The 23940-nt window shown below is 66.6% G+C and carries 23 protein-coding genes and 1 pseudogene; 8 read left to right on the plus strand and 16 right to left on the minus strand.

The window, feature by feature from the left end:
• Positions 1–182: 182 nt before the first annotated feature.
• The 3 genes from KX816_15775 to KX816_15785 all read left to right on the plus strand — a co-directional run bounded on the left by KX816_15775 (position 183) and on the right by KX816_15785 (position 4690).
• A complete protein-coding gene (locus tag KX816_15775; protein ID QXQ05668.1) occupies positions 183–3248 on the plus strand; it encodes an autotransporter domain-containing protein in 3066 nt (1021 codons plus the stop codon).
• A 165-nt stretch (positions 3249–3413) separates the two neighbouring features.
• The gene (locus tag KX816_15780) at positions 3414–3581 is read left to right on the plus strand and encodes a hypothetical protein (GenBank protein QXQ05669.1); all 168 of its coding nucleotides are present in this window, start codon (positions 3414–3416) and stop codon (positions 3579–3581) included.
• Positions 3530–4690: an NAD(P)-dependent alcohol dehydrogenase gene (locus tag KX816_15785; protein ID QXQ05670.1), complete on the plus strand. Its 1161-nt coding sequence runs from the start codon at positions 3530–3532 to the stop codon at positions 4688–4690. The genes KX816_15780 and KX816_15785 overlap by 52 nt, the downstream gene beginning before the upstream one ends.
• Before the next feature lie 6 nt (positions 4691–4696).
• Here KX816_15785 and KX816_15790 read toward each other — a convergent pair whose 3' ends face one another.
• Positions 4697–7045 (minus strand): heavy metal translocating P-type ATPase, encoded by a 2349-nt coding sequence (locus KX816_15790; protein ID QXQ05671.1) that lies wholly within the window; start codon positions 7043–7045, stop codon positions 4697–4699.
• A gap of 138 nt (positions 7046–7183) precedes the next feature.
• Here KX816_15790 and KX816_15795 point away from each other — a divergent pair, with 138 nt between their 5' ends.
• Positions 7184–7375: a hypothetical protein gene (locus KX816_15795; protein QXQ05672.1), complete on the plus strand. Its 192-nt coding sequence runs from the start codon at positions 7184–7186 to the stop codon at positions 7373–7375.
• Between the two features lie 53 nt (positions 7376–7428).
• Here the strand turns inward: KX816_15795 and KX816_15800 are convergent, their stop codons facing one another.
• A complete protein-coding gene (locus KX816_15800) occupies positions 7429–7629 on the minus strand; it encodes a hypothetical protein (protein ID QXQ05673.1) in 201 nt (66 codons plus the stop codon).
• Between the two features lie 303 nt (positions 7630–7932).
• On the opposite strand from KX816_15800, the gene KX816_15805 reads away from it, so the two are divergent.
• Positions 7933–9192 carry an integrase arm-type DNA-binding domain-containing protein gene (locus KX816_15805; GenBank protein ID QXQ05674.1) on the plus strand — a complete coding sequence of 420 codons (1260 nt, stop codon included), beginning with the start codon at positions 7933–7935 and terminating at the stop codon, positions 9190–9192.
• A 20-nt stretch (positions 9193–9212) separates the two neighbouring features.
• Here KX816_15805 and KX816_15810 read toward each other — a convergent pair whose 3' ends face one another.
• Both KX816_15810 and KX816_15815 read right to left on the minus strand, forming a co-directional pair.
• Positions 9213–9728 carry a GNAT family N-acetyltransferase gene (locus KX816_15810; protein QXQ05675.1) on the minus strand — a complete coding sequence of 172 codons (516 nt, stop codon included), beginning with the start codon at positions 9726–9728 and terminating at the stop codon, positions 9213–9215.
• Positions 9729–10031, minus strand: a complete 303-nt coding sequence (locus KX816_15815) for a DUF1778 domain-containing protein (GenBank protein QXQ05676.1) — start codon at positions 10029–10031, stop codon at positions 9729–9731. It abuts the gene before it with no gap.
• A gap of 138 nt (positions 10032–10169) precedes the next feature.
• On the opposite strand from KX816_15815, the pseudogene KX816_15820 reads away from it, so the two are divergent.
• Positions 10170–10499 (plus strand): annotated as a pseudogene (locus tag KX816_15820) (DUF932 domain-containing protein).
• Positions 10500–11014: 515 nt separating this feature from the next.
• Here the strand turns inward: KX816_15820 and KX816_15825 are convergent.
• The 12 genes from KX816_15825 to KX816_15880 all read right to left on the minus strand — a co-directional run bounded on the left by KX816_15825 (position 11015) and on the right by KX816_15880 (position 22768).
• Positions 11015–11629: a porin family protein gene (locus KX816_15825; GenBank protein QXQ05677.1), complete on the minus strand. Its 615-nt coding sequence runs from the start codon at positions 11627–11629 to the stop codon at positions 11015–11017.
• 42 nt (positions 11630–11671) lie between these two features.
• Positions 11672–12643, minus strand: a complete 972-nt coding sequence (virB11, locus tag KX816_15830; protein ID QXQ08617.1) for a P-type DNA transfer ATPase VirB11 — start codon at positions 12641–12643, stop codon at positions 11672–11674.
• A 5-nt stretch (positions 12644–12648) separates the two neighbouring features.
• Positions 12649–13788 carry a type VI secretion protein gene (locus KX816_15835; GenBank protein QXQ05678.1) on the minus strand — a complete coding sequence of 380 codons (1140 nt, stop codon included), beginning with the start codon at positions 13786–13788 and terminating at the stop codon, positions 12649–12651.
• A complete protein-coding gene (locus tag KX816_15840; protein ID QXQ08618.1) occupies positions 13785–14555 on the minus strand; it encodes a TrbG/VirB9 family P-type conjugative transfer protein in 771 nt (256 codons plus the stop codon). The genes KX816_15835 and KX816_15840 overlap by 4 nt, the downstream gene beginning before the upstream one ends.
• Before the next feature lie 23 nt (positions 14556–14578).
• The gene (locus tag KX816_15845; GenBank protein QXQ05679.1) at positions 14579–15796 is read right to left on the minus strand and encodes a type IV secretion system protein; all 1218 of its coding nucleotides are present in this window, start codon (positions 15794–15796) and stop codon (positions 14579–14581) included.
• Complete coding sequence (locus tag KX816_15850) at positions 15793–18192, minus strand: VirB4 family type IV secretion/conjugal transfer ATPase (protein QXQ05680.1); 2400 nt, start codon at positions 18190–18192, stop codon at positions 15793–15795. The genes KX816_15845 and KX816_15850 overlap by 4 nt, the downstream gene beginning before the upstream one ends.
• A 22-nt stretch (positions 18193–18214) precedes the next feature.
• Positions 18215–18448, minus strand: coding sequence for a VirB3 family type IV secretion system protein (locus KX816_15855; GenBank protein ID QXQ05681.1), 234 nt, complete (start codon positions 18446–18448; stop codon positions 18215–18217).
• Positions 18449–18496: 48 nt separating this feature from the next.
• Complete coding sequence (locus tag KX816_15860) at positions 18497–18811, minus strand: TrbC/VirB2 family protein (protein QXQ05682.1); 315 nt, start codon at positions 18809–18811, stop codon at positions 18497–18499.
• Positions 18798–19271, minus strand: coding sequence for a lytic transglycosylase domain-containing protein (locus KX816_15865; GenBank protein ID QXQ08619.1), 474 nt, complete (start codon positions 19269–19271; stop codon positions 18798–18800). The genes KX816_15860 and KX816_15865 overlap by 14 nt, the downstream gene beginning before the upstream one ends.
• A gap of 161 nt (positions 19272–19432) precedes the next feature.
• On the minus strand, positions 19433–20725 hold the full coding sequence (locus KX816_15870) for an Nramp family divalent metal transporter (GenBank protein ID QXQ08620.1): 1293 nt from the start codon (positions 20723–20725) through the stop codon (positions 19433–19435).
• Between the two features lie 88 nt (positions 20726–20813).
• Positions 20814–21791: a ferritin-like domain-containing protein gene (locus KX816_15875; protein ID QXQ05683.1), complete on the minus strand. Its 978-nt coding sequence runs from the start codon at positions 21789–21791 to the stop codon at positions 20814–20816.
• 29 nt (positions 21792–21820) lie between these two features.
• Complete coding sequence (locus tag KX816_15880; protein QXQ05684.1) at positions 21821–22768, minus strand: ferritin-like domain-containing protein; 948 nt, start codon at positions 22766–22768, stop codon at positions 21821–21823.
• 29 nt (positions 22769–22797) lie between these two features.
• Here KX816_15880 and KX816_15885 point away from each other — a divergent pair, with 29 nt between their 5' ends.
• Entirely contained in the window at positions 22798–23004 is a 207-nt protein-coding gene (locus tag KX816_15885; GenBank protein ID QXQ05685.1) for a hypothetical protein, read from the plus strand.
• Entirely contained in the window at positions 22988–23722 is a 735-nt protein-coding gene (locus tag KX816_15890; protein QXQ05686.1) for a Crp/Fnr family transcriptional regulator, read from the plus strand. The genes KX816_15885 and KX816_15890 overlap by 17 nt, the downstream gene beginning before the upstream one ends.
• The last annotated feature ends 218 nt before the right edge of the window (positions 23723–23940 follow it).

A 23940-nucleotide genomic window follows, 5' to 3' on the forward strand; every position in this document is an offset into this window, starting at 1 on the left:
CCAGTTCGGGCCGAGGCTGCAGCCGCCGGCCGGTTCACGCGAGCCTTACGGTTGGTCCGGTGGATAGTCCCCGCGCCGGACGCCGCAGGAACTGCCGTCCCGATCGGCGTGATCCGGCAGGGGGATCGATAGCTCACCCTTCGTAGAGGGCCGCAGTGCGTGTTGCGGGTGGGATAACGGTTTTGCGAAAACAGACAGATGCTCGTCGCGCGAAGCTGTGCCTGCTTGTCCTCGGCGCGGTGGCGCGACCAGCCTGGGCGGGAGACCTCACGGTCAGCAACAGCCAGACGACCGCCACCACGACGTCGTCGGCCGACGGTGCCGGCCCCGGCAATATTACCGTCGCGAGCGGCGGCTCGATCATCACGAGCTCGGGAACTGCGGTAACGATCGACTCGCCGAACACGGTGACCAACGGCGGCACCATCGGGTCGAGTGCGGTCTCCGGCACGGTTGCCCTGCGGTTCAGCGGCGCCGGCGGCAGTCTGGTCAACAACGCCACCATCGACATCACCGGCACGGGCGGCAGCGGCAACACCGGCATCCTGGTCTCTGGAGCCAACGCCAGCGGCACGATCTCATCGGGACTAACGGGCGTGGTCACGGTCACCGGGGACAACGCGCTCGGGGTTTCCGTCGCATCGGCCTTTACCGGCAACATCGGGCTACGCTCGGTAACCGTCGCTGGCGCGAACTCGACGGCGATCTCGCTCACCGCCCCGCTGGCCGGCAACCTGATGTTGGCCGGCACGAACGCGTCGACAGGCGCCGGCGGCTACGGCGTGCTGGTCGCAGCACCGGTGAGCGGCACGATCGCCAACGGGTCCGCGATTTCCGCTGGTACCGCGCGGACAACCGACAGCTCCGGTGCCCTCGTCGACGGCGCCGTTGCCCTCGCCGGACTCCGGGTCAGCGCCGGTGTCGGCACCGGCATCGTCAACGACCGCTATTACATCGATACCACCGGTGCGGTCGTCGCCCCGGCGCTGGTCGATACCACGGTCGATACTCTGGTCACCGGCAGCATCACCGCAACCGGATCGGCGCCCGCATTGTGGGTCGCACCGGACGCAAACGCGCCGCAAGCGCTCGTCGTCGGAGCCGTGGGGCAAGGCGATGGCGCCTTTGCGATCGTCAACCGCGGCGTGATCTCGACGTCAATCGCCACCGCCGGTGCGGCAGCGGTCGCGATCAGGGTCGGCGGTGGCGGTGCGACGACGACATTGGTCGGCGGCATCAATTCGCAAGCGACCGCGACGATCTCGGCGGTGGCGCTCGATGCCGCGGCGACGGGCGTCGACCTGCTCGCGGGAGCGACGGTCCCGGAGTTCCTGAACCAGGGCGGGCTGGCCGTCGCGACGTCTCAGTCCGCAGCGTCCGGTTCGACGCCCATCGGCGCGGGCGGCGCGGCCTATGGGCTCATCGTCGAGCCCGGCGCATCGCTGCCCTCACTGGTCAACACCGGGACGATCACCGCCACGGCCACGGGTGCCAACGGCAGCACCGCGATCCTCGACCGCTCGGGCTCGCTGACGTCGATCGTCAACAACGGCACGATTACCGCAGTTGCCGTTGCCGGACAGGCGATCCGGGCGATCGACCTCAGTGCCGGAACGGCGGGCGCAACGGTCACCAACAGCGGCACCATCACCGGTGACATACTGTTCGGCAGCGGCGCCTCGACGCTCCAGGTCACCGCCGGCACGATCAACGGCACCATCACCTATGGCAGCGGCGGCGGACTGCTGGCGATCAGCGGTACTGGCGTGCTGGACACCACCCCGATCAGCGGGACGCCGCTCGACGTGACGCTCGCCGACACCGGCAAGCTCAGCCTCGCCAGCGGCACGACGACGCTGCGCTCGGTCGCGGCGAGCGGCAACTCGGTGCTGGTCGTGCCGGTCCAGCCCGGCGGCAGCGGCCTGCTGGTCCAGGGCGCAGCCTCGTTCACCGGCAACAGCACGGTTGTCCTTTCGCTCCAGTCGCTGGCGTTGAACCAGTCGCTTGCGGTCATTCAGGCCGACGGCGGAGTGACCACCGATCACCTGGCGACGCTGGTCGACAGCGCGTTGTCATCCTACCTGTTCACTGCATCCGCTCCGATCCTGACGCCGACGACGCTGAGCGTCGTGCTGCTGCGCAAGTCGGCGGCCGACATCGGCCTGACCGGGGGCCAGGCGAACCTCTACAACGCTTCGATCGATGCCCTGCCCGCCGGCTCCGCCGAGGCGTCGGCAATCGCCAATCTGCCGGACCGTGCCTCGGTCGTTGCCGCCTACCGCCAGATCACCCCGCCGAGCGCCAGCAGCGCGCCGCTGCGGATCGCGGAGTCGCTCGCCGACACCGGATTTGGGGCCGCCGCCCAGCGGCTCGAGGTGATCGACGCAATCCGCCGGCAGGGCGGCCACGGCATCGGCGTCTGGGGCCAGGAGCTCGGCGACTTCCAGAAGGAGGCCGCAGGTACCGAGGACCTCGGCTTTACCTCCTCCGCGCTCGGCATCGCCGGTGGCATCGACACGCCGTTCCTCCGCCACGGCACCGTCGGCATATCGGTGCTGACGAACTTCGCGTCGATGAAGCTGAACGGCGGCGACGGCCTCGCGGACGTGCCGTTGCACATCTCGACGGAGGGCATCGCGCCGTACGCCTCGTGGTCGTGGAAGATGTTCTACGTCCAGGCGATGGGGCTTGCGGCCAAGGTCAAGTACAGTAGCTCTCGGACCCTCAGCATCGGCAGTTTCAGCGACACCGTCGACGCCGACTGGCACGGCACGCAGTTCGGTGCAGGCCTGACGCTCGGCGCGCGCTTCGACTTCGGTCGGCTCGAGATCAACCCCAGCAACTCGGTCCATTGGACCAGGCTCAAGCAGGACGGCTACACCGAGACCGGCGGCGGCGCGTTCGCGCTTGCCGTCGATGGGCGGTCGGATACCGTCGCGACCGACGCCGTTCGGATGTCGCTCGCCTACCTGTTGCCGCTCACCGACGACGCCAAGCTGAGCATCGAGGCGCACGCCGGCTACGTCCACCAGTTCAAGGACAACCCGAAACAGACCGCCGCCGAATTCATCAGCGCCAGCGATGCGATCGACCTCCCCGCCGACGTCGAGAAGGAGGACAAGGCAGCCTATGGCGGAAGCTTCGGCTATCTGCAGGATTCGCTCGCGGTCAGGCTCGGCTACGACCGGCGCGCCAGCTCGGCCTACCGCGACCAGTCGGTCGCCCTGACCGCCGGGTTCGCGTTCTAGCCTGCACAATCGCCCGGAAAGCGGGCTGTCGCCGAGGGCGGATCAATTCTGCTGGAAGCGTACGCTCGTTGCGCGTGCCGGATAACGATTGCGCCCACTGGCTGCTTGTTTCGGCCGCGCAATTTGGCAAGCTAGCGGCAGCACCCGAAAACGAGAGAAGTTGCCATGGCGTCGCCGCGTTCGATCCAGAGCCGCGTCGGCGAGTCCGCGCCGGTGCCGCACTACGAGCTGTTCATCGGTGGCTTCTGGACACGGTCGAGCCGCAACGCGACCGAGCTCAAATGGGTGACGCTCCAGATGGGCAAGCGCGCCTACCCGCCGCTCGGACTGTGAGCGACCGCACACCGGCCCGCGCCGCCGTCCTGCGGACCCAGGGTGGCAAGTTCCTCGTCGAGCCGATCTCCATCGAGGCACCGCGCAACGACGAGGTGCTGGTCCGCGTCAGGGCTGCCGGTCTGTGCCACACCGACCTGATCGCACGCGACCAGCTGTACCCGGTCCCGCAACCGATCGTGCTCGGCCACGAAGGTGCGGGCATCGTCGAGCGCGTCGGCGCGGGCGTCACCAAGGTCGCGCCCGGCGACCGGGTGGTGATGAGCTTCCTCGCGTGTGGCACCTGCCCGAACTGCCGCGCGGGCGCGCCGGCCTATTGCGCGGAGCTGTTCGGCCTGTGCTTTGGAGGCTGTCGCCCGGACGGCAGCAGCGCCCTCGCCGACGATCACGGCGGGCTGTTGCACGGGCATTTCTTCGGCCAGTCGTCGTTCGCCACGCACGCGATGGCCAGTGAACGCAACGTCGTGAAGCTGCCCGACACCATCCCGTTCGAGCTGGCGGCGCCGCTCGCGTGCGGGCTGCAGACCGGCGCGGGTGCGGTCCTGAACGTGTTACGGCCGCGGCTGGGCGAAAGCATCGCGCTGTTCGGGGCCGGCGCGGTCGGCCTGTCGGCGGTGATGGCGGCCAAGGCGATCGGTGCCGGGCCGGTGATCGTCGTCGACCCCAACCCGGCGCGACTGGCGCTGGCGCTCGAACTGGGCGCGGACCTGACGATCGATCCGACTGCTCTCGATCCCGTCGCCACGATCCGCAAGCAGTACGGCGGTGCCCGGTTCTCGCTGGAAGCGACCGGGCGCGCGGACGTGCTTCGCCAGGCGATCGATGCGCTGATGCCGCGCGGCGTCTGCGGGATCGTCGGCGCGCCGGCGCTGGGGGTCGAGGCCTGCTTCGATGTCAGCGACGTGATGGTCGGCGGCAAGACGATCCGCGGCATAGTCGAGGGCGACAGCGTCCCCGACCGCCTGATCCCGGAGCTGATCCGGCTGCACGCCGAGGGGCTGTTCCCGATCGAGAAGCTCGTCCGGACTTACACCCTCGACCAGATCAACGACGCGGTCGCGGATGCCGAGGCGGGCACGGTGGTCAAGCCGGTTATCGTCTTCGCCTGACGCGCGCTAAAGCTTCACGGCGTTGAGGCGGAGCGCATTGAGCACTACCGTGAACGAGGACAGCGCCATCGCGGCCCCGGCGAACATCGGCGACAGCAGGATGCCGGCGACCGGGTAGAGCACGCCGGCGGCGACGGGCACCCCGATCCCGTTGAACAGGAACGAGAAGAACAGGTTCTGGCGGATGTTGCGCATCGTCGCCTTCGACAGCTTGCGCGCCCGCACGATCGCCGAGATGTCGCCGCTGGTCAGGGTCATGCCGGCGCTCTCGATGGCGACGTCGGTCCCGGTCCCCATCGCCAGCCCGACGTCGGCGGCGGCGAGCGCGGGCGCGTCGTTGATGCCGTCGCCGGCCATGGCGACGCGGCGGCCCTGCGCCTTGAGCTCGCCGACAATCCGCGCCTTGTCCTCCGGCTTCAGTCCGGCCCGAACCTCGTCGAGGCCGCCGACCGCAGTCGCCACGGCATTGGCGGTCGTCAGATTGTCGCCGGTCAGCATGATGACGCGCAGGCCATCGGCACGCAGCGCGGTGATGGCGTCGCGGACATTGCTACGGACCGGGTCGGCGACGGCGAGGAAGCCCGCCAGCCTGCCACCGATCGCCACGAACAGCGTGCCGCCGCCGGTCTTGCGATGCGCGTCCGCAGCCGCTTCGACCGTCGCCGGATCGACCCCGACCCGGGTCATCTGCGCCCCATTGCCCAGTACCACCGCTACGCCGTCGACCATCGCGCTGACGCCGAGCCCGGTCTGCGAAGCGAAGTCTTCGACCTTGCCGAGCCCGAGATTTTGCTCACGCGCCGCACTGACGATCGCGTGGGCGAGCGGGTGTTCGGACTGCGCCTCGACCGCCGCCGCGGCCGCGAGGAGCTGCGGCGCGGTGAAGCCCGGCGCGGGCTCGGTCGCGATCAGGCGTGGCCTGCCCTCGGTCAGCGTGCCGGTCTTGTCGACGACCAGCGTGTCGACCTTTTCAAAAGCCTGCAGCGCTTCGGCGTTCTTGATCAGCACGCCCGCCTGCGCCCCGCGCCCAGCGGCGACCATGATCGACATCGGCGTCGCCAGCCCGAGCGCGCAGGGGCAGGCGATGATCAGCACCGCGATCGCGTTGAGCAAGGCGTGCCCCATGCGCGGCTCCGGGCCGACGATGCTCCAGACGATGAAAGTGGCGACCGAGACCAGGACGACCGCAGGCACGAACCAGCCCGACACCCGGTCAGCGACGGCCTGGATCGGGGCGCGACTGCGCTGAGCGTCCGAAACCATGCGGACGATGCGCGACAGCATGGTGTCGGCACCGACCGCGCGGGCCGCCATGACCAGGCTGCCGGTGCCGTTGACGGTGCCGCCGGTGAGGGCCGCGTCGGCGGACTTCGCGACCGGTGCCGGCTCGCCGGTCAGCATCGACTCGTCGACCGCCGAACGCCCTTCGACGACGATGCCATCGACGGGAATCGCCTCGCCGGGTCGGATGCGGAGCCGGTCACCGACCCGCACATCGGCGAGCGCGACCTCGGCTTCGCTGCCGTCGGCTGCCAGCCGATGCGCGGTCTTGGGGGTCAGATTGAGCAGGGCCCGGATCGCCCGGCCGGTCGCAGCCCGAGCGCGCAGCTCGAGAACCTGCCCTAGCAGGACGAGCGTCACCACGACGCCCGCCGCTTCGTAGTAGACCGGGACCCCGCCGTGCATCCGGAACGCAGGCGGAAACACCCCCGGAAACAGCGTCGCGGCGAGGCTGTAAAGGAACGCCGCCCCGACGCCGATCGCGATCAGCGTGAACATGTTGAGATGCCAGGTGACGACCGACGTCCACCCCCTCGCGAAGAATGGCCAGCCCGCCCACAAGACGATCGGCGCGGTCAGCGCGAGTTGCACCCAGGCCGAGGTGCGTGCCTCGAACAGGTGCCAGCCGAACATCTCGGACCCCATCGAGACGATCAGCAGCGGCACCGTCAGGACGCCGGCAACCCAGAGCCGCCGGGTGAAGTCGATCAGCTCCGGATTGGGCGCATCGTCGAGGGAGGGCGCGGCCGGCTCCAGCGCCATGCCGCAGATCGGACAGCTTCCCGGTTTGTCGCGGCGAATCTCGGGATGCATCGGACAGGTCCAGACCGCCCCCGGCACTGCTGCCGCCACCGGCTGCGCCTTACCGAGGTATTTGCCCGGGTCGGCAATGAACTTCGCTCGGCAACCGGCGCTGCAGAAATGATAGGCCTGCCCGTCGTGGTCGCTGCGATGCGGCGACCGAGCCGGGTCGACGGTCATCCCGCAAACGGGATCCTTGACCGTGGTGCCGAGCCCGTCGCTCGCGAGCCAGGCATCCTGGTCGCCACGGTCGTGAAAATGCGGGTCGTCCATGGTGCTGGTCCTTTGACCCGACACATATAGGGCCGATTACGCCGGGACCCTCATGGGCCCCGGTGCCAGCAACGCGAGCGTTCCGCATTCCCTGAACATTTCCGATCGTCGCCGATCCATCGCCCACCCCGCGGTCGCATGAGCATCAGGCATCGCGTAAATGCTTGGAATACCAACGGTGAACTTGAACACGGCGATGACGGTCGCGAAAATCCCGATCCGCAATGGCACGTAAGGCCGGAGGAGCATGACGAGGTCGGCAACGACGAGGACAGCGAAGGCCGCAGCCCAGGCCCCGAGATGATGGAGTTCGCGCGGACAATGGCCTGAGTTTCGACGATTTCTCCATCGGCTCGCTCGTGCGCATATTGCAGCGCGAACGGCTAGCGGCTGCGGACGCGTTTCCGGCGGTGCTGATCGAGCCGTTGCTGGCCTTCGACGATGTCGGAGAGCCCGTAGATGATCTTGGTCGCCCGCTCGCCGTCAGGCTGGTCGTTCGCCAGGAAGTGTCCGTTGGCGGCTGGATTGGCGGTCAGCGACCTGCCGCAGGCGCGGCGCGCGAGGCCGAATGACGGCCCGTACACGCCACCAAGGTCACGGCCGAAACCCGGGCGGTCTGCAAAGCCGCCCGAAGTTCGCCAAATCACTGGAAAAATGGTGCGCCCGGAACGATTCGAACGTCCGACCCTCAGATTCGTAGTCGCATTTTGGGCCTACGCTAGGGCTTTTCTCTACCGTCGTTTGCTCACTCGGGCTAGACCTAAGTCATAGCAAATGCTGTACTTTGCGCACCGTGGCGTGGCCCGGCGTAGGTAGCCCGAACTGACCCTCGCCGATGCATTCCCCGGACTAAACCCGGACTAAAAATCGCGGCGACGGTGGTTGGTATGGCGGATCAAAAGCTCGTCCTTTCGGACCGAACGATCTTGAAACTGCCGTTCGCGGCGAGCGGGCAGTACAAGGTTCGCGACGCCGAACTGCCCGGACTTCTGCTCCTCGTCGGCCGTCGCACCAAGACATTCATGGCGCAGGGCGAGTTTTGGCGAAACGGTGAGCGCCAGTTTTCCTCGCGCATGAAGCTCGGCGAGGCGGGCGAGACCACGACGCAAAAGGCTCGCGCCAAGGCCAAGGAGATGCTCGGGCAGATTGCGCGCGGTGTTCGGCCCGGCGAACCCGAGAAGCCGAAGCGGCAGGACGTGACGCTCCGCGCGGCGTGGGAACGTTACCGCGATGCCCACATGCTACGCAAAGGCCGCAGCGCCAGAACAATCGCGAGTTACAGCGATCACGTTGACCGCCTGTTCGTGAAGTGGGCGGATAAGCCGCTTCGGCACCTGGCGGAGCAGCCGTCGCGCGTCGCCGAACTGCATGACGAGATCAGCGCGCGAAACGGTCCGTTTATCGCCAATGGCTCGATGCGGACGCTCCGGGCAATCTACAATCACGCTCTGAAGACCAACTTGGAATTGCCTGCGCGCAACCCGGTGATGGCGGTCGACTGGAACCGCGAACGCCGCCGCGACACCGCTCTCGGCGTCGAGGATCTCCCCGCGTGGTTTGGCCAACTCGCCAGGCTGGAGAACCCGATCCGGCGCGAGTTTCATCTGTTCACGCTGCTTTCGGGCGGACGATCGACCGCGACCAAAATGATCCGGGTCGAGCATATCGATTGGCGGCACCGTTCGCTCCACATTCCCAACCCTAAGGGCGGGCCCGAGCGGGCCTTCGACATCCCGCTGTCACGTGAGATGATCCGGTGCCTTGTGCGGGCGACCCGCCTTAGCCGAAAACTTGCGGGTGGAGGCGGTCCGATCTGGGTGTTCAGCGCCGTCAGCGAAGCCGGCCACCTCGTCGAGCAAAAGGAGGACCGGTCGGTCTTGTCGAAGTGGGGCAATGATCTGCGGCAGAGTTTTCGGACGCTCGGCCAGGCTGCCGGCGTGTCAGAGTTCGATGCGCGTCTGCTGATGAACCACGCCATTCAGGGCGTGAACGCCGGTTACATCACCCGCCACAAGCTGCTGAATACGCATCTTCGCAAACAACAGAACGCGATCAGCGACCTAATGATGGCCGCGGCACGAACGGCCGCGAAAACGGACGACTGCATCGCTAAGTGGCTTTCGCGTCGCGATGTCGAGCCGCGATGAAAATGCGTGTTAGCCGTCGCTCAGCCAAGATTCGCGAGGCTTCGCATTGCGATCACCAGCCGTGAAGATTTGCCGAGGCGGACAAAACCATGCGCTTCGTAGAAGCTGATTGCGCGATCGTCGATCGCATCGACAACGACCATCGATGACCCAACCGTGTCAGCGCTATCGAAAGACTTGCGCAGCGCGCTCGCGAGCAGGACCGCGCCCAAGCCCTTTCCGTGACGGCTCCGGTCTACCGCAAGGCGTCCGAGCAAGGTGGCGCTGACCAGCGGGTACCGCGGGATATGCTTGCGTGCGGCCTCGGGGACTTCGCCCTGCTCAAGCGCCGTCGCACAGAGGGTGAAGTAACCAAGAATTCTGTCCGGCGCGTCGATCGCGGTCATCACGAATACCGCATTCGCTTTGCGGCGCACATCCTGCGACGCCTGCGTCTTCAAATAGCGATCGAGGCTCTCGACGCCGCAGCTGAAAGCATCGCGATCGTGGTTCGGACCGAGCGGCTCGACACGGAGGTCGGCCGGAGGAATAGCCACTTATGCCACGACCCGCCTACGCTCGGCCTTGAACGCGCGCTGCAGGCGGTCGCTGACCGGGGGCGGGCTGACGAGGACGTGGAAGAACGACGAACGCTCTTCTTCGGTCAGCACCAGCGTCTCATGCCGCGCGATCGTCCGCTCGGCAGCCTCGGTCAAAGCCGATAGGCAATAGTCGGTAAGCTTGCGCCGCTCGAGCTGAGCGGCGCGCTCGACGAGCAGCTTCGTCGGCTGATCGACGCGGAACCCCATGCGCTCGGCACGCTGGCGCGCATCCTTCGTGATAATTGTCGCGTTCGGCATATCGAATCTCCTTGCTCGATGTACGTCCAACGTACGTCCAGTTCAAGTGAGGATAGAGTGAGAGAGCGGCTGCGCTTTCCGTGACGGGTTCGAGGTCGAGAGAGAGTCTCGCGGCCGCCCGTCGCGAAAGGCTTTGCCATGATCAAGAACGATGTGCGGCGCGACGTGGGTGCCGGTGCCAAGCCGGTGACCAGCGGCTTCAAGGTGGATATCTCCCGAGGGCAGCGGATCGGCCGCGTTTCCTCGGAATGGTTCTCACGCCCCGACGACGAGCGCTATCTCTCGCTGAGCGCGCTGCATGACGCGGTCCGCACGCGCGCGGAGCGAGCCACGGCACGCACCGTCGAGACCAAGTCGCTCCGTGTCGAGGCGCGGACCAACGACGTCAGCCGGCTGTCCCTCGCGATTCCGGGTTGTCCCGATCTGGTTGCCCCCACCCACTGGTCGTTCGGCCAGCTGTGCGGCCTGGGTTGGGCGGTGCCGCGTGCCATGCTGCCCGACCTTCCGCAGCGCGCGCTGGCAACGCTGCGCAGCCAGTTCGTGGAAACGCGCTCGATCCGCCAGCTTGCTCGCGATGCGCGCGCCATCCTCGGCGCTCTGCTCGCCGACAGCGAAGGCCCTCGGCGCCACTGAGTTACGAGCAGGGGGCGTTCTGTCCGACTGCAAGGCCGCAATTTTGCTCCTGCCAATCTTAATCGGAGGCGAGCGCTGATATTTGGTGGATTGCGCCCTGGCCGCTTTCGGGCCGGACGACTTGGATAGCGGACATATGTTCATCGGACGGGGCAGGAGAGTTTCGGCCGCGATCGGTGCCAAGCGAGCGGCTAATCATCTGCCGAACCGCGACGTCAGGCGAGGCACGATAACGCCAACGCCAACGCTGGCAGTTATGCGTCTCACCCTTATCGCCCGGCTAGATTCTTACGAAGTCTAAAACAAACCTGGGCCCGCTATTGGATGCCCGAGCCCCTGTGTAGCCCAAACTACCTAAAGCGGATACCGGCACCGAACATTGCACGTTGACGGGAAGTGTGGTCGTCATAACGCGAATAGACGTACTGGCCGTTGACGTAGAACATCGGCGTCAGCGAATACTCGACCCCGCCGCCGGCCTGGTAGCCGTCGGTCGAGTAGTGGTCGGTTGCCAAAAACCCTGGCCCGACGATGTTGCCGTTGACGTAGTACAGCCCCGTGCTCGACAGGAAGCTGTTGCGCTGCTTGTCGTTGACGTAGCCGCCCTTGCCGAACACCATCAGCGATGGCGTGAGCAGATAGCCGACGCGGATCGCGGCACCCAGTTCGTGCGACGACTGCTGGCACAACGCGCCGCCGTTCAGGGTGGTGCAGGCCGACGTGCCCTTGTTCGGACGCCAGTAGCTGCCCTCGGCGCCGACGACGATCTTGCTGCCGATCATCCCGTCGAAACCGAAGGTGCCGCCGTAACCGAGCTTGGTATTCTTGTCCCCCTCGGCCTTGAAGCGGTCACCGCCGACGTTGCCCTCGAGACGAAAGCCCCGGAACGAGGTTTCGACCTGGGCCGTGGCGACATGTGGTGCGAACAGGGCGGTCAGCAGCCCGGCGATTACATAGCGGCGCATTAGAATTTCCTTTGTGATTGCTGTGGGTTGAAACTTGCGAAGTCATGCGCCGGTTGCGTCGTGCGTGTTCATGATCGCAGCGATGCGGCGCACGCCGCTGGCGCGGTCGAGCTGGACGACGATGTCTATCATCGAGCGGGCGTAAGCGAGGGTGTCGGCGCGGCCGAGCCCGAGGCCGGACTGCATCACCATGAGCGCCAGTTGCTCGAGCGCGCCGGCCGGCGAGTTGGCATGGATCGTGGTGAACGAGCCGGGATGGCCGGTGTTGATGGCGCGCAGGAAGCTGACCGCCTCCTTGCCCCGGATTTCGCCGAGCACGATCCGGTCCGGCCGCAAGCGCAGCGCTGCCTGCAGCAGATCCTCGGTGGTAACGCGCGCTTCGCCGAGCTCGCCCTTCACCGCAACCAGCCCAAGCCCGTTCGGGCTGCGCAACCGGATCTCGGGTGTATCCTCGACGAGGATGACGCGCTCGCGCGCCGGCACTTCGGCAAGCAGCGCGTTAAGGAAGGTGGTCTTGCCGGTCGATGTGCCGCCGCTGACGAGGATAGTCTTCCGCTCCCGGACAGCGCGGCGGAGGTAACCGACGGGGTCGGCGCGCGGATCGAGCGGGGCGGCGGGCACGGCCTCGGCGAGCGCGCCGTGATCGTAGGCATCGAGCGGCAGATCGATAAGCCGGTGACGCCGGATCGCCATCGCCCAATGGTCACGCGTCGCCGACGGTGCCACGAACTGCACCCGGGCACCGTCCGGCATCGTCGCGGCAAGCAGCGGCGACACGCGGTTGACGCCCTGATTGCTGATCCGCGCGACCTGCTCGGCCAGCCGCTGAACATGACGATCGTCGAGCTCCGGCAGCGCGACCCGCAGCATGTCGCGCTCACCCGCTACTTCAATCCAGGCCTCCCCCGGCCGGTTGACGATGATCTCGGTGACGTCCTCGCGGTCCAGCCACGTCCGGAACGGCGCCAGATAAGCGTCGAGGAAAACGCTGCCACCCGCGATCTCGTGGAGCATCGCGCTCACGGGAGGACGCCGTTCGCGGCGACGGCGTCGGCTGCGAGGGCATCGCTGGCGACAGTCGAGAAATCGAGGTCCTTGGCGGTGAAGACGCGGATCGGCTGGCCCTGTGCGACACGGATGGTCGGCGGTATCTGGCCGTTGCCCTGCGCCGCGACGCCCGCGGCGCTCGTTCCGCCCGCGAGCACCACGGACGGATTGCCGATCGCCGAAAGGCCACCGATGACGGTCAGCAGGGCGGCGGCCCCGAAGCGTTTGAAGAAATGGCTGTCGACCTTACCGTCGAGCCCCGACGTTCCGGTGAACCCGACCGCCGGCGATGCCAGCGCGACGGAGACGCCGTCGGGCCGGATCAGCCGTGACCAGATCACGTAAGCGCGGGTCTGGCCGGCGGCGAGGCCCGACTTGTACTGCCCGATCAGGCGCGAGGAGCGCGGGATAAGGACGCGCGTGCCGTCGAACGACTTGACGTCGCGGCTGACCACGGCACGGACGAAACCCGGCAGGTCGGTATCAATCGCGGTTTCGAGCACCGCAGGGATCAGTGTTCCCTGGGTGACCGTGGTCGTTGGATTGCCGAGCTGCTCGGCGGTGGCGACCTCGGCCGAGCCATTGCCGATGCGCGCCGCGAACTGTTCGTTGTCGTTGCCCCCGGCCGCGAGCGGCGACCTGGGTACGGCGCTCCCGGGCACCGCTGTTGCCGTGGTGGCCGCGGTCGTGACGGCTGACGGAACGCTATTGTCGTACACCATCAAGGGCGCCGGGCCACGATCGACGGCCTGCGGTATCGCGACCGAGGGCACCGAAGGCATCATCAGCGAGTGCGGCGCGATCGGCACGACCGCACGCACCGGCGGCGCAGTGAACACCGGCGACGCGCGGGCCACGACCGGCAGTGGCGGTGCGGCCGGCGGCAGGCGATGGCTGTTCATCGACCACAAAGTGAGCCCGCCCAGCGCCAGCGCGATGCTCCCGCCAACGATCAGCCCGCCGGTATCCTTGCCGGCCTCGCGGCGCGCGACGATCGGGAAGGCGTTCTCGCTCGCCAGGACCAGTGCCTGGTCGTCGAGCACGGTCCGTGGATCGGTCGCCTCGTTCGGCAGGAAGACCAGCCGGCTCGGGGACGTGGTTTCGGTGGTCATTGCGCGTTACTCGCGAGACTGGCGGAGGGCGGCGCGAAGACTGCCGGGGCGGCTTCGCGGCGCGCCTTCCGCGCATGCCGATCGGCGGCGGGTTGTGCATCGGCGGGTTTCAGCGTCGCCATCTGCTTGCCGGAGCGCAGGATAAGCTGCGCCGGCACGTCATCGACGACGATGTAATTGCCGCGCGTCGTGTAATTGACCGGGCCCTCGATGCCCGGCGCTTCGGTCGCCAAGATCGCGGGCAGCGGCACGTCCGCCGGCCATGCGAGGAACGTCGAATGCCCGTCGTCGAACACCCGCGACGGCAGCAGAGCCTTGTCGCCCCGGCTCGCCCACGCGAAGTTCAGCGTGCTCGGGTCGGGTTCGATCGGCTTCGCTTCGGCCACCACGACCGGCGCTGCCGGAACTGCCGCGACAGGAGCCGGCCGGTGCACTGCCGGGTATGTGAACCGCAGCATGTAGACCGGCTCGGCGCGCGGCGTGCTGATCAGGTCGAACAGATAGGTGCGCTGGTCGGTCACCACTGTCATGTTGGTCCGGGCACCGGGCTTGATCGGCTTCAGGAACAGCAGGTCGGCGCGCTTGTTGGGCGCCACCTGCCAGCCGGCGCTGTCGCCCACCGCGACATTCTCGATGCGCTCGTCCGGGGCGAAGGCGATCGTCGACTGGGTGTCGCCGCGGCCGTGGATCGTGACGACCTCGCTGGGCTGGTAGAGATGCGAGGCGATGCGCGGGTCCGCGTGGGCAGCGGTGCCGGCGGCGAGCATGAGAACGACCAGGCTTCGCAGTCTCACGATACATGCTCCTTCGACAGCGCGGCAGGTGCGGCGCGGAACCGGCTGCCGACGCTCTGGATGCGGCGATCCGCCGTGCGAGCGGGACGGGCGGCGTCGCCGCCGATCGAGACGATCTGCGCCGATATTGTACGTCCGCGCCCGAAGCTGCCGGGTGCATTGGCCGGGTCGGAGGCGATGCTCACGGGGATAGACGCGACGATGCGACGGACGCGGTCGTCGCCGCCATTGGCGCTGACCGCGGCTCTAGTCCCGGACACGACCGGAGTGACGCTCGGCAGCGCACTCGCATTGCCCGTAGTCACAACGCCGTCTCGACAGTCGCTCCCGCCCGAAATCCGCCATCCGGCGATGATCGTGCTGGCGGTCTTGAGCACCATCAGCATCAGCGCGCAGTAGACACAGACGCCGAGGAACAGCACCGCGACGTCGCGGGCCTGGGGCTGGCCACCAGCGGCCGCGATGTTCCCGACCAGCGGGCTCAGCGCGCCGACCGCAGCCCCGCCGATCAGCACCGCGAACAACGGCACCAGCGCGAACATCACGACAGCCTTGAGCCACCCGACGAACAGGCCGCGGCTACTCCGGAACAGCGCCAGCACGATGAACAGCGGGCCGATCGCGAGCAGGGCCGCAAGCGCGATCTTGGACGTGAGGAGCACGCCTGCGGTGCCGAGCATCAGCAGGATCGCGCAGACCCACAATGCCGTCGCGGAGGAGAAGCCGCCGACCGTCGCCGCCGCCGGCGTGATCCCGGTATCGGTGGTCGCGCCGGGCTTGCCGGCCTGGGTCGCGGCATCGGCGACACCCGCAAACAGCTGGTCGAGCCTGTCCGCGAACGCGACGGTGGCCGAGCCGTGGCTGCCCGCCAGCAGGCCGGCGATCTGGTCGGGAGCACCACTCGCAAGCGTCCAGACGACCTGCTGATACGCGACCCACGAGGTTGCGAAGGTCAGGACCAGCCCGAGCGTCAGCATGCGCGGCGTCAGTGCCGAGATGCCGAGGCGTGAGCGCCCTGTCAGCAACGAGATCGCGAAGAAGGCGACGAACAACGTCAGGCAGCCGGTCAGCACCGGCATCAGCCTGCCGTCCGCTCCAAACAGCCGGCCGAAGGCGTAGGCGGTGGCTTCGCCGGTGCGGCAGTCGATCGCCCGCAGCGCCTGCGCGATACCCGCCGCGCTGTCGCTGTTGGCAAGGCCGGGGCAGGCGCTCATTCCGCCGCCTCGAAGAAGCGAGTATCGGCCGTTTTCCCGGGCCACTCGGCACCGGTCAGCGCGAAGTACCACGCCGCAGGCTCGTCGCCGAGCATCGCGCGCAACCCATCGAGCCGGCGTACTGTCATCTCGCGGCCCGACAACACTGCGAGGATATCCGGCTGGCCGCTCAGGTCGAGCCGGGCCACCACCGAATGATTGGCGTGGCGGACCAGGAAGCAGTGGCTGTGCGCCGGCAGCTGCCGGATCAGGTCGAGCTCGTGCTCGGTCAGGCCGAAGCCGATGCAGTAATCCTCTGCCCGCGCCTTGGCGTTGGGGGTGAAGATCATCGTTGCAGTCTGCTCGACGATGGCCGAGGCGATCCGGCTGTCGAGCGCATCGCGCGCCGACTGGGTGGCGAAGCCGACAAGGGCGTTGCGCTTGCGAAGTGTCTTCAGCCAGTCGCGGATCCGCGCGGCGAAGACCGCGTCGTCGAGCGCTTTCCAGCCCTCGTCGATCATGATCATCGTCGGTGTGCCGTCGAGCCGCTCCTCGACGCGGTGAAACAGGTACATCATAGCCGGGGTGCGCAGTGCCGGCGTGTCGAGCACAGCGGTCATGTCGAAACCGATGGTGCGGGCGTCGAGATCGAGCTCGTCAGCGGCATTGTCGAACAACCAGGCGTGCTCGCCGTTGCCGATCCAGGGATCGAGCCGCGCGGCAAGGTCACCGGGCTCGGGTCGCCGGCTGCCCGCCAGCAACTCGCGGAAGTAGCGCAGGCGACGGAAAGCGGGCTCCGCCTCCATCAGTGCATCGACGGCGGCAGCGATCGTGCCGGCCTCCTCGGTGCCGATCACTGCCAGCATCACGCTGAGCCAGTCGCGCAGGAAGGCGCGGTTGACCGCGGTGTCGGGGAGGCGGAGCGGGTTGAAGCCGGTCGGTTCGCCGGGCAGCAGGCGGCTGTAATAGCCGCCGCAGGCGCGTAGGAAGATTTCGGCACCGCGGTCCTTGTCGAATAGGATGGTCCGCGGAGCAAACCGCTGGGCCTGCGCCGCGAGGAAGTTGAGCACCACGGTCTTGCCCGAACCCGACGGCCCGATGACCGTGAAGTTTCCGAGATCGCCCTCATGGAAATTGAAGAAGTACGGCGTCGCGGCGGTGGTTTCGAAGACGGTGACGGCCTCGCCCCAGTGGTTGCCCGCGGCCCGGCCGATCGGCATCCCGTGCATCGACAGGAAGCCCGCCGCGTTGCCGGTCGAGATCAGGGCGCGGCGCACGACGTAATTCTCGTTGCCCGGAAACTGCCCCCAGAAGCTGGGCTCCAGATTAATGTCTTCGCGCACCGCCACCGCGCCGATGTCGGCGAGCGTCGCGGCGGCGGCTGCCATCGCGCTGTCGAGGCCCGGAAGGTCGGCCGCGCGAACCATCAGCGACAGATGGTGATCGCCGAACCCGGCTTGCCCGGCACCTAGGGCATCGCGGGCCGACAGCATCTCGCGCCGTTCGGCACCCGCTTCCTCGTCGGCCGAGCGCAGGCGGCGGATGGCGAGGTCGATCCGCTCGCGCGCGACCTGCCGATCAGCCGGGGCAAAGCTTTCGGTCAGCACCAACTCGTGCGGCAAACGCAGCACGCCGTCGATCAGCCCGGCCCGCGTCGTGTCGGGATAGTCCTTCATCGAGATCACGCCCGCGAACTCGCGCCCGCCTGCACGGCGTACCTCGATCGCATCGAGGCCGAAGCTCACCCGCGCATAGGGGATGTGGTGGCCGACATCGACATCGTAGGAGGGCAGCAGCACCGGCCGCATCTCGCCGTTGTAGATCGCCGACAGCATTTCCAGCGGCTCGGAGCAGCGGCCCCCGCTGCCGTCGTAAGTGCCGAGCATACGTCCGCCGTAGGCTCCCAGCCCGGCGAGCAGGGCCGTCGTCGCGGCATCGAGCGCGCGCAGATCCGCCACGTCGACGTCGACCCGCGCGCCACCCATTCGCCGCCGCAGCCGCTCGGGCCAGCCGGTCTTGCCGCGTGCCGGGCGACGGACGATGCTCAGCACCTGTTCGTTGACGAACAGCCGGCGCTCGTCGAGGCGCTGCTGCCAGCGCGCGTCGAGCATCGCTGCAAACGGTGCCTCGATCCCATGGTCGAGCTGGACCGAGACGCGCCGCCGAACGACATGATGGTAGATTACGAAACGCGCATCGAGCGCCGAGCGCAGCATCACCTCACGCACCCCTAGGTGATGGTCGAGCGCCTCCGAGTCTTCGGTCTCGAAGGCCAGCCCCGGCACCTGGATCATCCGCATCGCCGAACCGTCGCGCAGCATCAGCGTGTTCGCATCGAGATGACGCGCATAGGGCAAGCGGTCGCCCGCGCGGGCTTCCTTCTGCCCCCACGCGGCCGGACCTTTCCACTTCGCCATCGCCGAATTCCTCACTGGATTTTCAGGGCGCGTAGCTGTTGCAGCCCCAGCGCTTCCAATTGCGGACGCGCGGGGTGCGGCTGACCTTGGTGAGCCACAGGTCGAAGATGCGGGGCTCGCGCAGGGATGCGAGATAGCCGACGCCGTGAACGATGAGTGCCACCGGCAACGCCAGGAAGCTGCGCGTCATCAGGAAGGCCTCGGTGGTGACGGCCGCGTTGAGCACGAAGAAGCTGTAGGTGACGCCCGCAAACATCTGCGGTCGGGTTAGCGCCCGGAACACGGGCGTGCGAGCCAGCACCGCTCAATGCACCATCGCGGTCGTCTGGATGCCCGACACGATCGCCGAAGCGCCGAACAGCACGAAGCAGCCGACGATCACGGTCGCGCCGAAGCGCCAGTTCAGACGGCCGGTCAGCATCATGAAGCCGACCATGGCGACGGCGATCACCGCGACCGCTGTCGCGACGTTGCCGAGCAGTGTCCCCTGCAGCCAGCCGAGCGCAGCGACAATGGGCCCCGAGCCGGCGGGATCGGCACCGGCAGCCTGCGCCGAGGCGGCGGCGGGCAGCGCCAGCGCGACGAGCCACAGGTGGAATCGGTGTCTAATGTGAGTCATGGCTGCATTCCTTGCAGGACGGTGCGCTGGTCGTGTCGAGGCGATCGATGATCGAGGTGACGTAGGCGCGGGTTTCGGCGATGGCCGGCAGGCCGGTGGTCCGCAGCACTCGGCCGGGACCGGCATTATAGGCAGCGAGCGCGCGCTCGACGTTGCCGTCGAACAGATCGAGCATCGTCCGGAGATAGCGCGCGCCGCCGGCTAGATTGGCTGCCGCATCGCCCGGATCGACCGCCAAGGCATGAGCTGTACCGGGCATCAACTGCGTCAGCCCCCGCGCGCCTTTCGGAGAGACAGCGGCCGCGTGCCAGCGGCTCTCCTGCCACACTAGCGCCGCGAGCAGATTCGGACTGACCCGAGCTCGTTCAGCCGCCTGAGACAACGAACTCCGGAACGCGATCGGGACAACTGGTGCATCGACAGTCGTCAGGGCCGCATCGGGAATGTCCGGACCCAGCATGGCGACAGCTTCTGGATCCGCTTTACCGGTGACGCCGCGGTTGTTTGCCCGGACCGTGACCGAGCCGTTGGCCCCGATCTCGAACACGTCGGCGCGCGCCGCGCCAGCCAACCCCACGAAGCAGAGCGTCGATGCGCAAAGCGCAGGAAAGGAACCGCGTCTCACACCAGGGTCCACAACAGCACGAGGTTGAGGCCGGTCACGGTCGCCGAGACACCGACCGAGGTCCACTTCAACCAGCCCCGATTGGCGAAGTCGCCCATGACCGCAGGGTCGGAGGTGATTCGCACCAGTGGCACGACCGCGAACGGGAGCTGCAGGCTGAGCACGATCTGGCTCAGGACCAGCAGCTTCGTGACGCCGCTACCGCCGTAGACGCTCGCGACGAACACCGCAGGGATGATCGCCAGCGAGCGGGTTACCAGTCGCCGCGCCCAGGCCGGCATACGCAGGTCGAGGAAGCCCTCCATGACGATCTGTCCGGCGAGCGTTCCGGTGACCGTCGAATTCTGGCCCGACGCCAGCAAGGCGACGGCGAAAACGACACTGGCAGCACCTGCGCCAAGCAGCGGGCTAAGCAGCCTGAACGCCTGGCCGATCTCGGTGATGTCGGTGTGCCCGGCTTCGTGGAACGCTGCCGCCGCGAGGATCAGGATTGCGGCGTTGACGAAAAATGCCAGCGTCAGGGCGACGGTGCTGTCGATCGTGGCGAGCCGCACGGCTTCGCGCTTGCCTACGTCGGAGCGGCTGAACCGCCGGGTTTGCACAATCGACGAGTGCAGGTAGAGGTTGTGGGGCATGATCGTCGCGCCGAGGATGCCGATCGCGAGGTAGAGCTTGCCCGGGTTCATGACTATGTCGGCGTGCGGCACGAAGCCAGCCCCGACCGCGCCGAGTGCCGGCATAGCCACTATCATTTCATAGACGAAGCAGGCCGCGATCAGCCCGAGCAGCGCTATGACGAACGCTTCGAGCCGGCGAAACCCGCGCTTTTGCAGGGCCAGCACAATGAACACGTCGGCAGCGGTGAGACAGACCCCGACGGCCAGCGGAATGTCGAACAGCAGCTGGAGAGCGACCGCGGTGCCCAACACTTCGGCGAGGTCGCAGGCGATTATGCCGACTTCGCAAAGCAACCACAGCGTGATGCGGCCGGTGCGCGAAGTGCGGCTGCGGCACGCCTGCGCCAGGTCCATGCCGGTGACGATGCCGAGCTTGGCGGACAATGCCTGCAGCAGCATCGCCATGACGCTGGCGAGCAGCACCACCGACAGCAGCGAATAGCCGAACGCCGAGCCGCCCGCGATCCCCGTCGCCCAGTTGCCGGGGTCCATGTAGCCAACGGCCACGAGGTAACCCGGCCCGGTGAAGGCGAGGAGCTTCTTCCAGAACTGCCCTGCCCCCGCCGGAACACCGACCGAGGCGTGCGCCGCGTCAAGACTACGGCGCGTGATGTTCGCGAGCCCGACGGTATTGGGCAGTGGAAACGTGCCGTGCACTGAGGTGCCCTTCCCTAGGCCAGTCGGTTCAGGACGCGCAGGGTCAGCTTGCGGTGCTCATGTTGATCGTCCCGTTGACACCGGCCGGGAAGAACCCGCCCTTGGTCGCCGCGAGCTTGGTCAGATAGACGATATCGAGCACTTGGCCGGTGGTCCGGCTGTAGACGATGCTGTTGGAGTCCGTCGGCACGAGGTTGGCGTTGCCGTTCGCGTCGACGAGACCCTGGTCATCGTCGCTGGATCCATCAAGGCTGTCTCGCGCGTCGGAGATCTTCCCAGCGGCGGTGATTAGCGTCGGTGCCTGAATGCCCTTGGCGTATAATACAGTCCGCACGAGGCCGGCGTGATAGGCCTCCGCAGCGAGGATACCGGCCGCGGCCTCAATGTAGGTTGCGTTCTGGATGGCGGCGGCAGCGCCCTTGTATGCGGTCACGCCGACATCTTCAAAGATGAAGGCGCCGAGCAGGAAGTTCTCGTCGCTGGCGTAAGGATCGAAGGACTGACCCGCGCCAATCAGCCCGGCGGCACGCGCCGCGCTGGAGAATGCGCCGTTGGGATCAGTGCCGATATCGATCGTTGGCTGTGCCACGGCCGAGGCGCCAAGCGCGCTGCGAAGGAAGTTGACGTGCGCCAGTTCATCGCCCGCGATCTCGATCGCATAGGCCTTGACCACCGGATCGGTGAACATCACCTGCCGCCCACCGGTCGCTGCACCCTGCGTGCCGGTGCCGGTCTGCATGCTCGATGCGAGGCCGATGCCGTTGACTGCATATTGATAGAAACTGGCCTCGAGATACTCGAGGTTCAGCGCGAAGTTGAGGATGTCGGCATCGCCGATCTGCGGTGCCGAGGTCGAGTCCGGAACGCCTTTGCCATCGCCGCCGTCCCCGCAACCGGCGAGCATGGCGGAAGCCGCAATCGTTGCGCCGGCGGCACCGGCAACTTTCAGGAATGAGCGGCGCTCCTCGCGGCGCTTCGCTTGGCGCTCAAAGACTTCGGCGATGAGATGGTGCTGGTTCATCGGAACAATTCCTTCCGCTTTAAATGACGTCAGGCCGCACTTGCGGCGCTGAGGTTGATTGCGCCGTTGACGCCGGCGGGGAAGAAACCGCCGCTCGTCACCGCGGCACTGTTCAAATAGACGATGTTGAGCACCTGTCCGGTCGACCGGCTGTAGGCGAGGCCGTTCGCATCGAGCGGTACGATGTTGCTGGCGGTACCGATATTGCGGATGCCTTGGTCGTCGTCGCTCGGCCCGTCGAGACTGTCGCGCGCATTTGAAATTGCCTCGGTCGCATCGACCAGCGACGGGGTCTGGATGCCCTTGGCGTAGAGCGTCGTGCGCACGATGCTGGCGTGATAGGCCTCGACCGCGAGGATGCCGGCGGCGGCCTCGAGATAGGTCTTGTTGGTGATCAGCGGTGCCGCGCCCTTGTAGGCGGTAACCCCTACATCCTCGAAGATAAACGCGCCGAGCAGGAAGTTCTCGTCACTGGCATAGGGGTCAAACGACTGGCCTGGCCCGATCAGGCCGGCAGCACGTGCGGCACTGGAGAAGGCGCCGTTGGGATCGGTGCCAACATCGATGGACGGCATTGCCACGGCCGACGCGCCGAGCGCGCCGCGCAGGAACGCCACGTGCGCGATCTCGTCACCGGCAATTTCCCTGGCGTAGGATGCGACCACGGGATCGGTGAAGTTCACGGCACGGCCGCCAGTTACAGTGCCTTGCTTGGCGGTGCCGGTCAGCATGCTGGCGGCGAGGCCGGTGCCGTTGACCGCATAGGAATAAAACTGAGCCTCGAGATACTCGAGGTTCAGAGCGAAGTTGAGGATATCGGGGTCGCTCGGCGCTGCCGCCTTGGCGGCGGTCGAGATGACCGATGCACTTCCGGCGGCTGTCGCAAGGGCGCCAAAAGCCCGGAAGAAAGCGCGTCGTTGGTCGCGCCTCTCGGCCCGCGCTTCAAGCGCTTCGAGCAATTCGGTCTGGTCGGGCATAGCGCCGCTCCTATGGAACATCGGCACAAATGCTGGACGAATTTATCGTGCGGAACCAGCGTTCTAATCGGCCCGGTACGCTGGCGTTCCTTCAAGTTGGACTGATCCGGACAGCAGCCAAATGGTTCCATTATTTTATTCATCACAGCGCAGATTTTTTGCGCATCGCGAACGCCAGCGCACCGTATCTGTCCGAGCAACAAGGAATCGCCAGCCTATATGCTGACCGCTGTTAAGAGCGCCGACTCTCCAAATCAGTTTCTGCGATCGTTAAGCGTCGACGACCGGGTCTTGCTCGCCGGAAAGCTTAGTCGGATCACCGTAGAGCCGGGCGAAATACTTCTCGATGAAGCCTATCCTATTGCTGCCGTCTATTTTCCGGAGACCGTCATCGTCTCCATCGAAAGACAGTTTGGGGATACCCAGCATGTCGAGACGGCCGTGGTTGGATATGAAGGGATGATTGGCTGGTCGGCACTGGTCGGTTCAGGCCAGTCTCAAGAGCGAGCGGTTATCCAGATGCAGCCAGGTACAGTACTCGTCATCTCGATCGTCGATATCATGGCTGCCTGCGAGGCAAGTCGGACGCTGCAATACGCGGTGATGCGTTTTGTCGGCATCGTAATGACACAGATGTCACAGGCAATCGTCTCGCTTGCCCGTGACTCGCTCGATCTGCGCGTCTGCCGCTGGCTGCTGATGCGACACGACCGCATTCCCACGGACCAGATATTTATCAAACACGACGAGATCAGCCGCAACCTAGGCTCACGTCGAGCCAGCGTGACGGACTGTCTACATGTGCTTGAAGGACAGCTGCTTATTCGTTGCTATCGCGGCCGTATAATTGTCCGCGACCGTGCAAGCTTGGAGCGGCACGCCGGGCAATCTTATGGCGCTGCAGAAATGTATTATCGCACCATGATCGGCCCCTTTGGATCTCAATCAATATAGAAGTGTATAGCCGACGATGCCTTTGTTCGACGAAAGATGAAGGCGCGTGTTGGTCCGGAGATGGCTGAGCACTTCTGAATCGCGCTGTTGAATAATCGCGCATAATTTTCGGCGCCGACATGCACACGGAGTTGTAGACGTCGGTTCAGCTTCAAGCGGCTACCCATGAGCACTGTCTGGCCTGTGAACCGGGGAATGCACTGCTTAGGGTCAGGACC

Source organism: Sphingosinicellaceae bacterium, from assembly GCA_019285715.1.
Classification (GTDB): Bacteria; Pseudomonadota; Alphaproteobacteria; order Sphingomonadales; family Sphingomonadaceae; genus Glacieibacterium.

What these genes read in the sequence shown, in the direction of transcription:
- KX816_15845 (QXQ05679.1), bottom strand. Translation starts at nt 15,796, where the DNA reads ATGAGCGCCTGCCCCGGCCTTGCCAACAGCGACAGCGCGGCGGGTATC.
- KX816_15850 (QXQ05680.1), bottom strand. Translation starts at nt 18,192, where the DNA reads ATGGCGAAGTGGAAAGGTCCGGCCGCGTGGGGGCAGAAGGAAGCCCGC.
- KX816_15785 (QXQ05670.1), top strand. Translation starts at nt 3,530, where the DNA reads ATGGGTGACGCTCCAGATGGGCAAGCGCGCCTACCCGCCGCTCGGACT.
- KX816_15780 (QXQ05669.1), top strand. Translation starts at nt 3,414, where the DNA reads ATGGCGTCGCCGCGTTCGATCCAGAGCCGCGTCGGCGAGTCCGCGCCG.
- KX816_15855 (QXQ05681.1), bottom strand. Translation starts at nt 18,448, where the DNA reads ATGTTTGCGGGCGTCACCTACAGCTTCTTCGTGCTCAACGCGGCCGTC.
- KX816_15790 (QXQ05671.1), bottom strand. Translation starts at nt 7,045, where the DNA reads ATGGACGACCCGCATTTTCACGACCGTGGCGACCAGGATGCCTGGCTC.
- KX816_15815 (QXQ05676.1), bottom strand. Translation starts at nt 10,031, where the DNA reads ATGCCGAACGCGACAATTATCACGAAGGATGCGCGCCAGCGTGCCGAG.
- KX816_15865 (QXQ08619.1), bottom strand. Translation starts at nt 19,271, where the DNA reads ATGCTGGGTCCGGACATTCCCGATGCGGCCCTGACGACTGTCGATGCA.
- KX816_15885 (QXQ05685.1), top strand. Translation starts at nt 22,798, where the DNA reads ATGCTGGACGAATTTATCGTGCGGAACCAGCGTTCTAATCGGCCCGGT.
- KX816_15890 (QXQ05686.1), top strand. Translation starts at nt 22,988, where the DNA reads ATGCTGACCGCTGTTAAGAGCGCCGACTCTCCAAATCAGTTTCTGCGA.
- KX816_15840 (QXQ08618.1), bottom strand. Translation starts at nt 14,555, where the DNA reads ATGCTCGCCGCCGGCACCGCTGCCCACGCGGACCCGCGCATCGCCTCG.
- KX816_15860 (QXQ05682.1), bottom strand. Translation starts at nt 18,811, where the DNA reads ATGACTCACATTAGACACCGATTCCACCTGTGGCTCGTCGCGCTGGCG.
- KX816_15795 (QXQ05672.1), top strand. Translation starts at nt 7,184, where the DNA reads ATGAGCATCAGGCATCGCGTAAATGCTTGGAATACCAACGGTGAACTT.
- virB11 (QXQ08617.1), bottom strand. Translation starts at nt 12,643, where the DNA reads ATGCTCCACGAGATCGCGGGTGGCAGCGTTTTCCTCGACGCTTATCTG.
- KX816_15835 (QXQ05678.1), bottom strand. Translation starts at nt 13,788, where the DNA reads ATGACCACCGAAACCACGTCCCCGAGCCGGCTGGTCTTCCTGCCGAAC.
- KX816_15825 (QXQ05677.1), bottom strand. Translation starts at nt 11,629, where the DNA reads ATGCGCCGCTATGTAATCGCCGGGCTGCTGACCGCCCTGTTCGCACCA.
- KX816_15805 (QXQ05674.1), top strand. Translation starts at nt 7,933, where the DNA reads ATGGCGGATCAAAAGCTCGTCCTTTCGGACCGAACGATCTTGAAACTG.
- KX816_15880 (QXQ05684.1), bottom strand. Translation starts at nt 22,768, where the DNA reads ATGCCCGACCAGACCGAATTGCTCGAAGCGCTTGAAGCGCGGGCCGAG.
- KX816_15875 (QXQ05683.1), bottom strand. Translation starts at nt 21,791, where the DNA reads ATGAACCAGCACCATCTCATCGCCGAAGTCTTTGAGCGCCAAGCGAAG.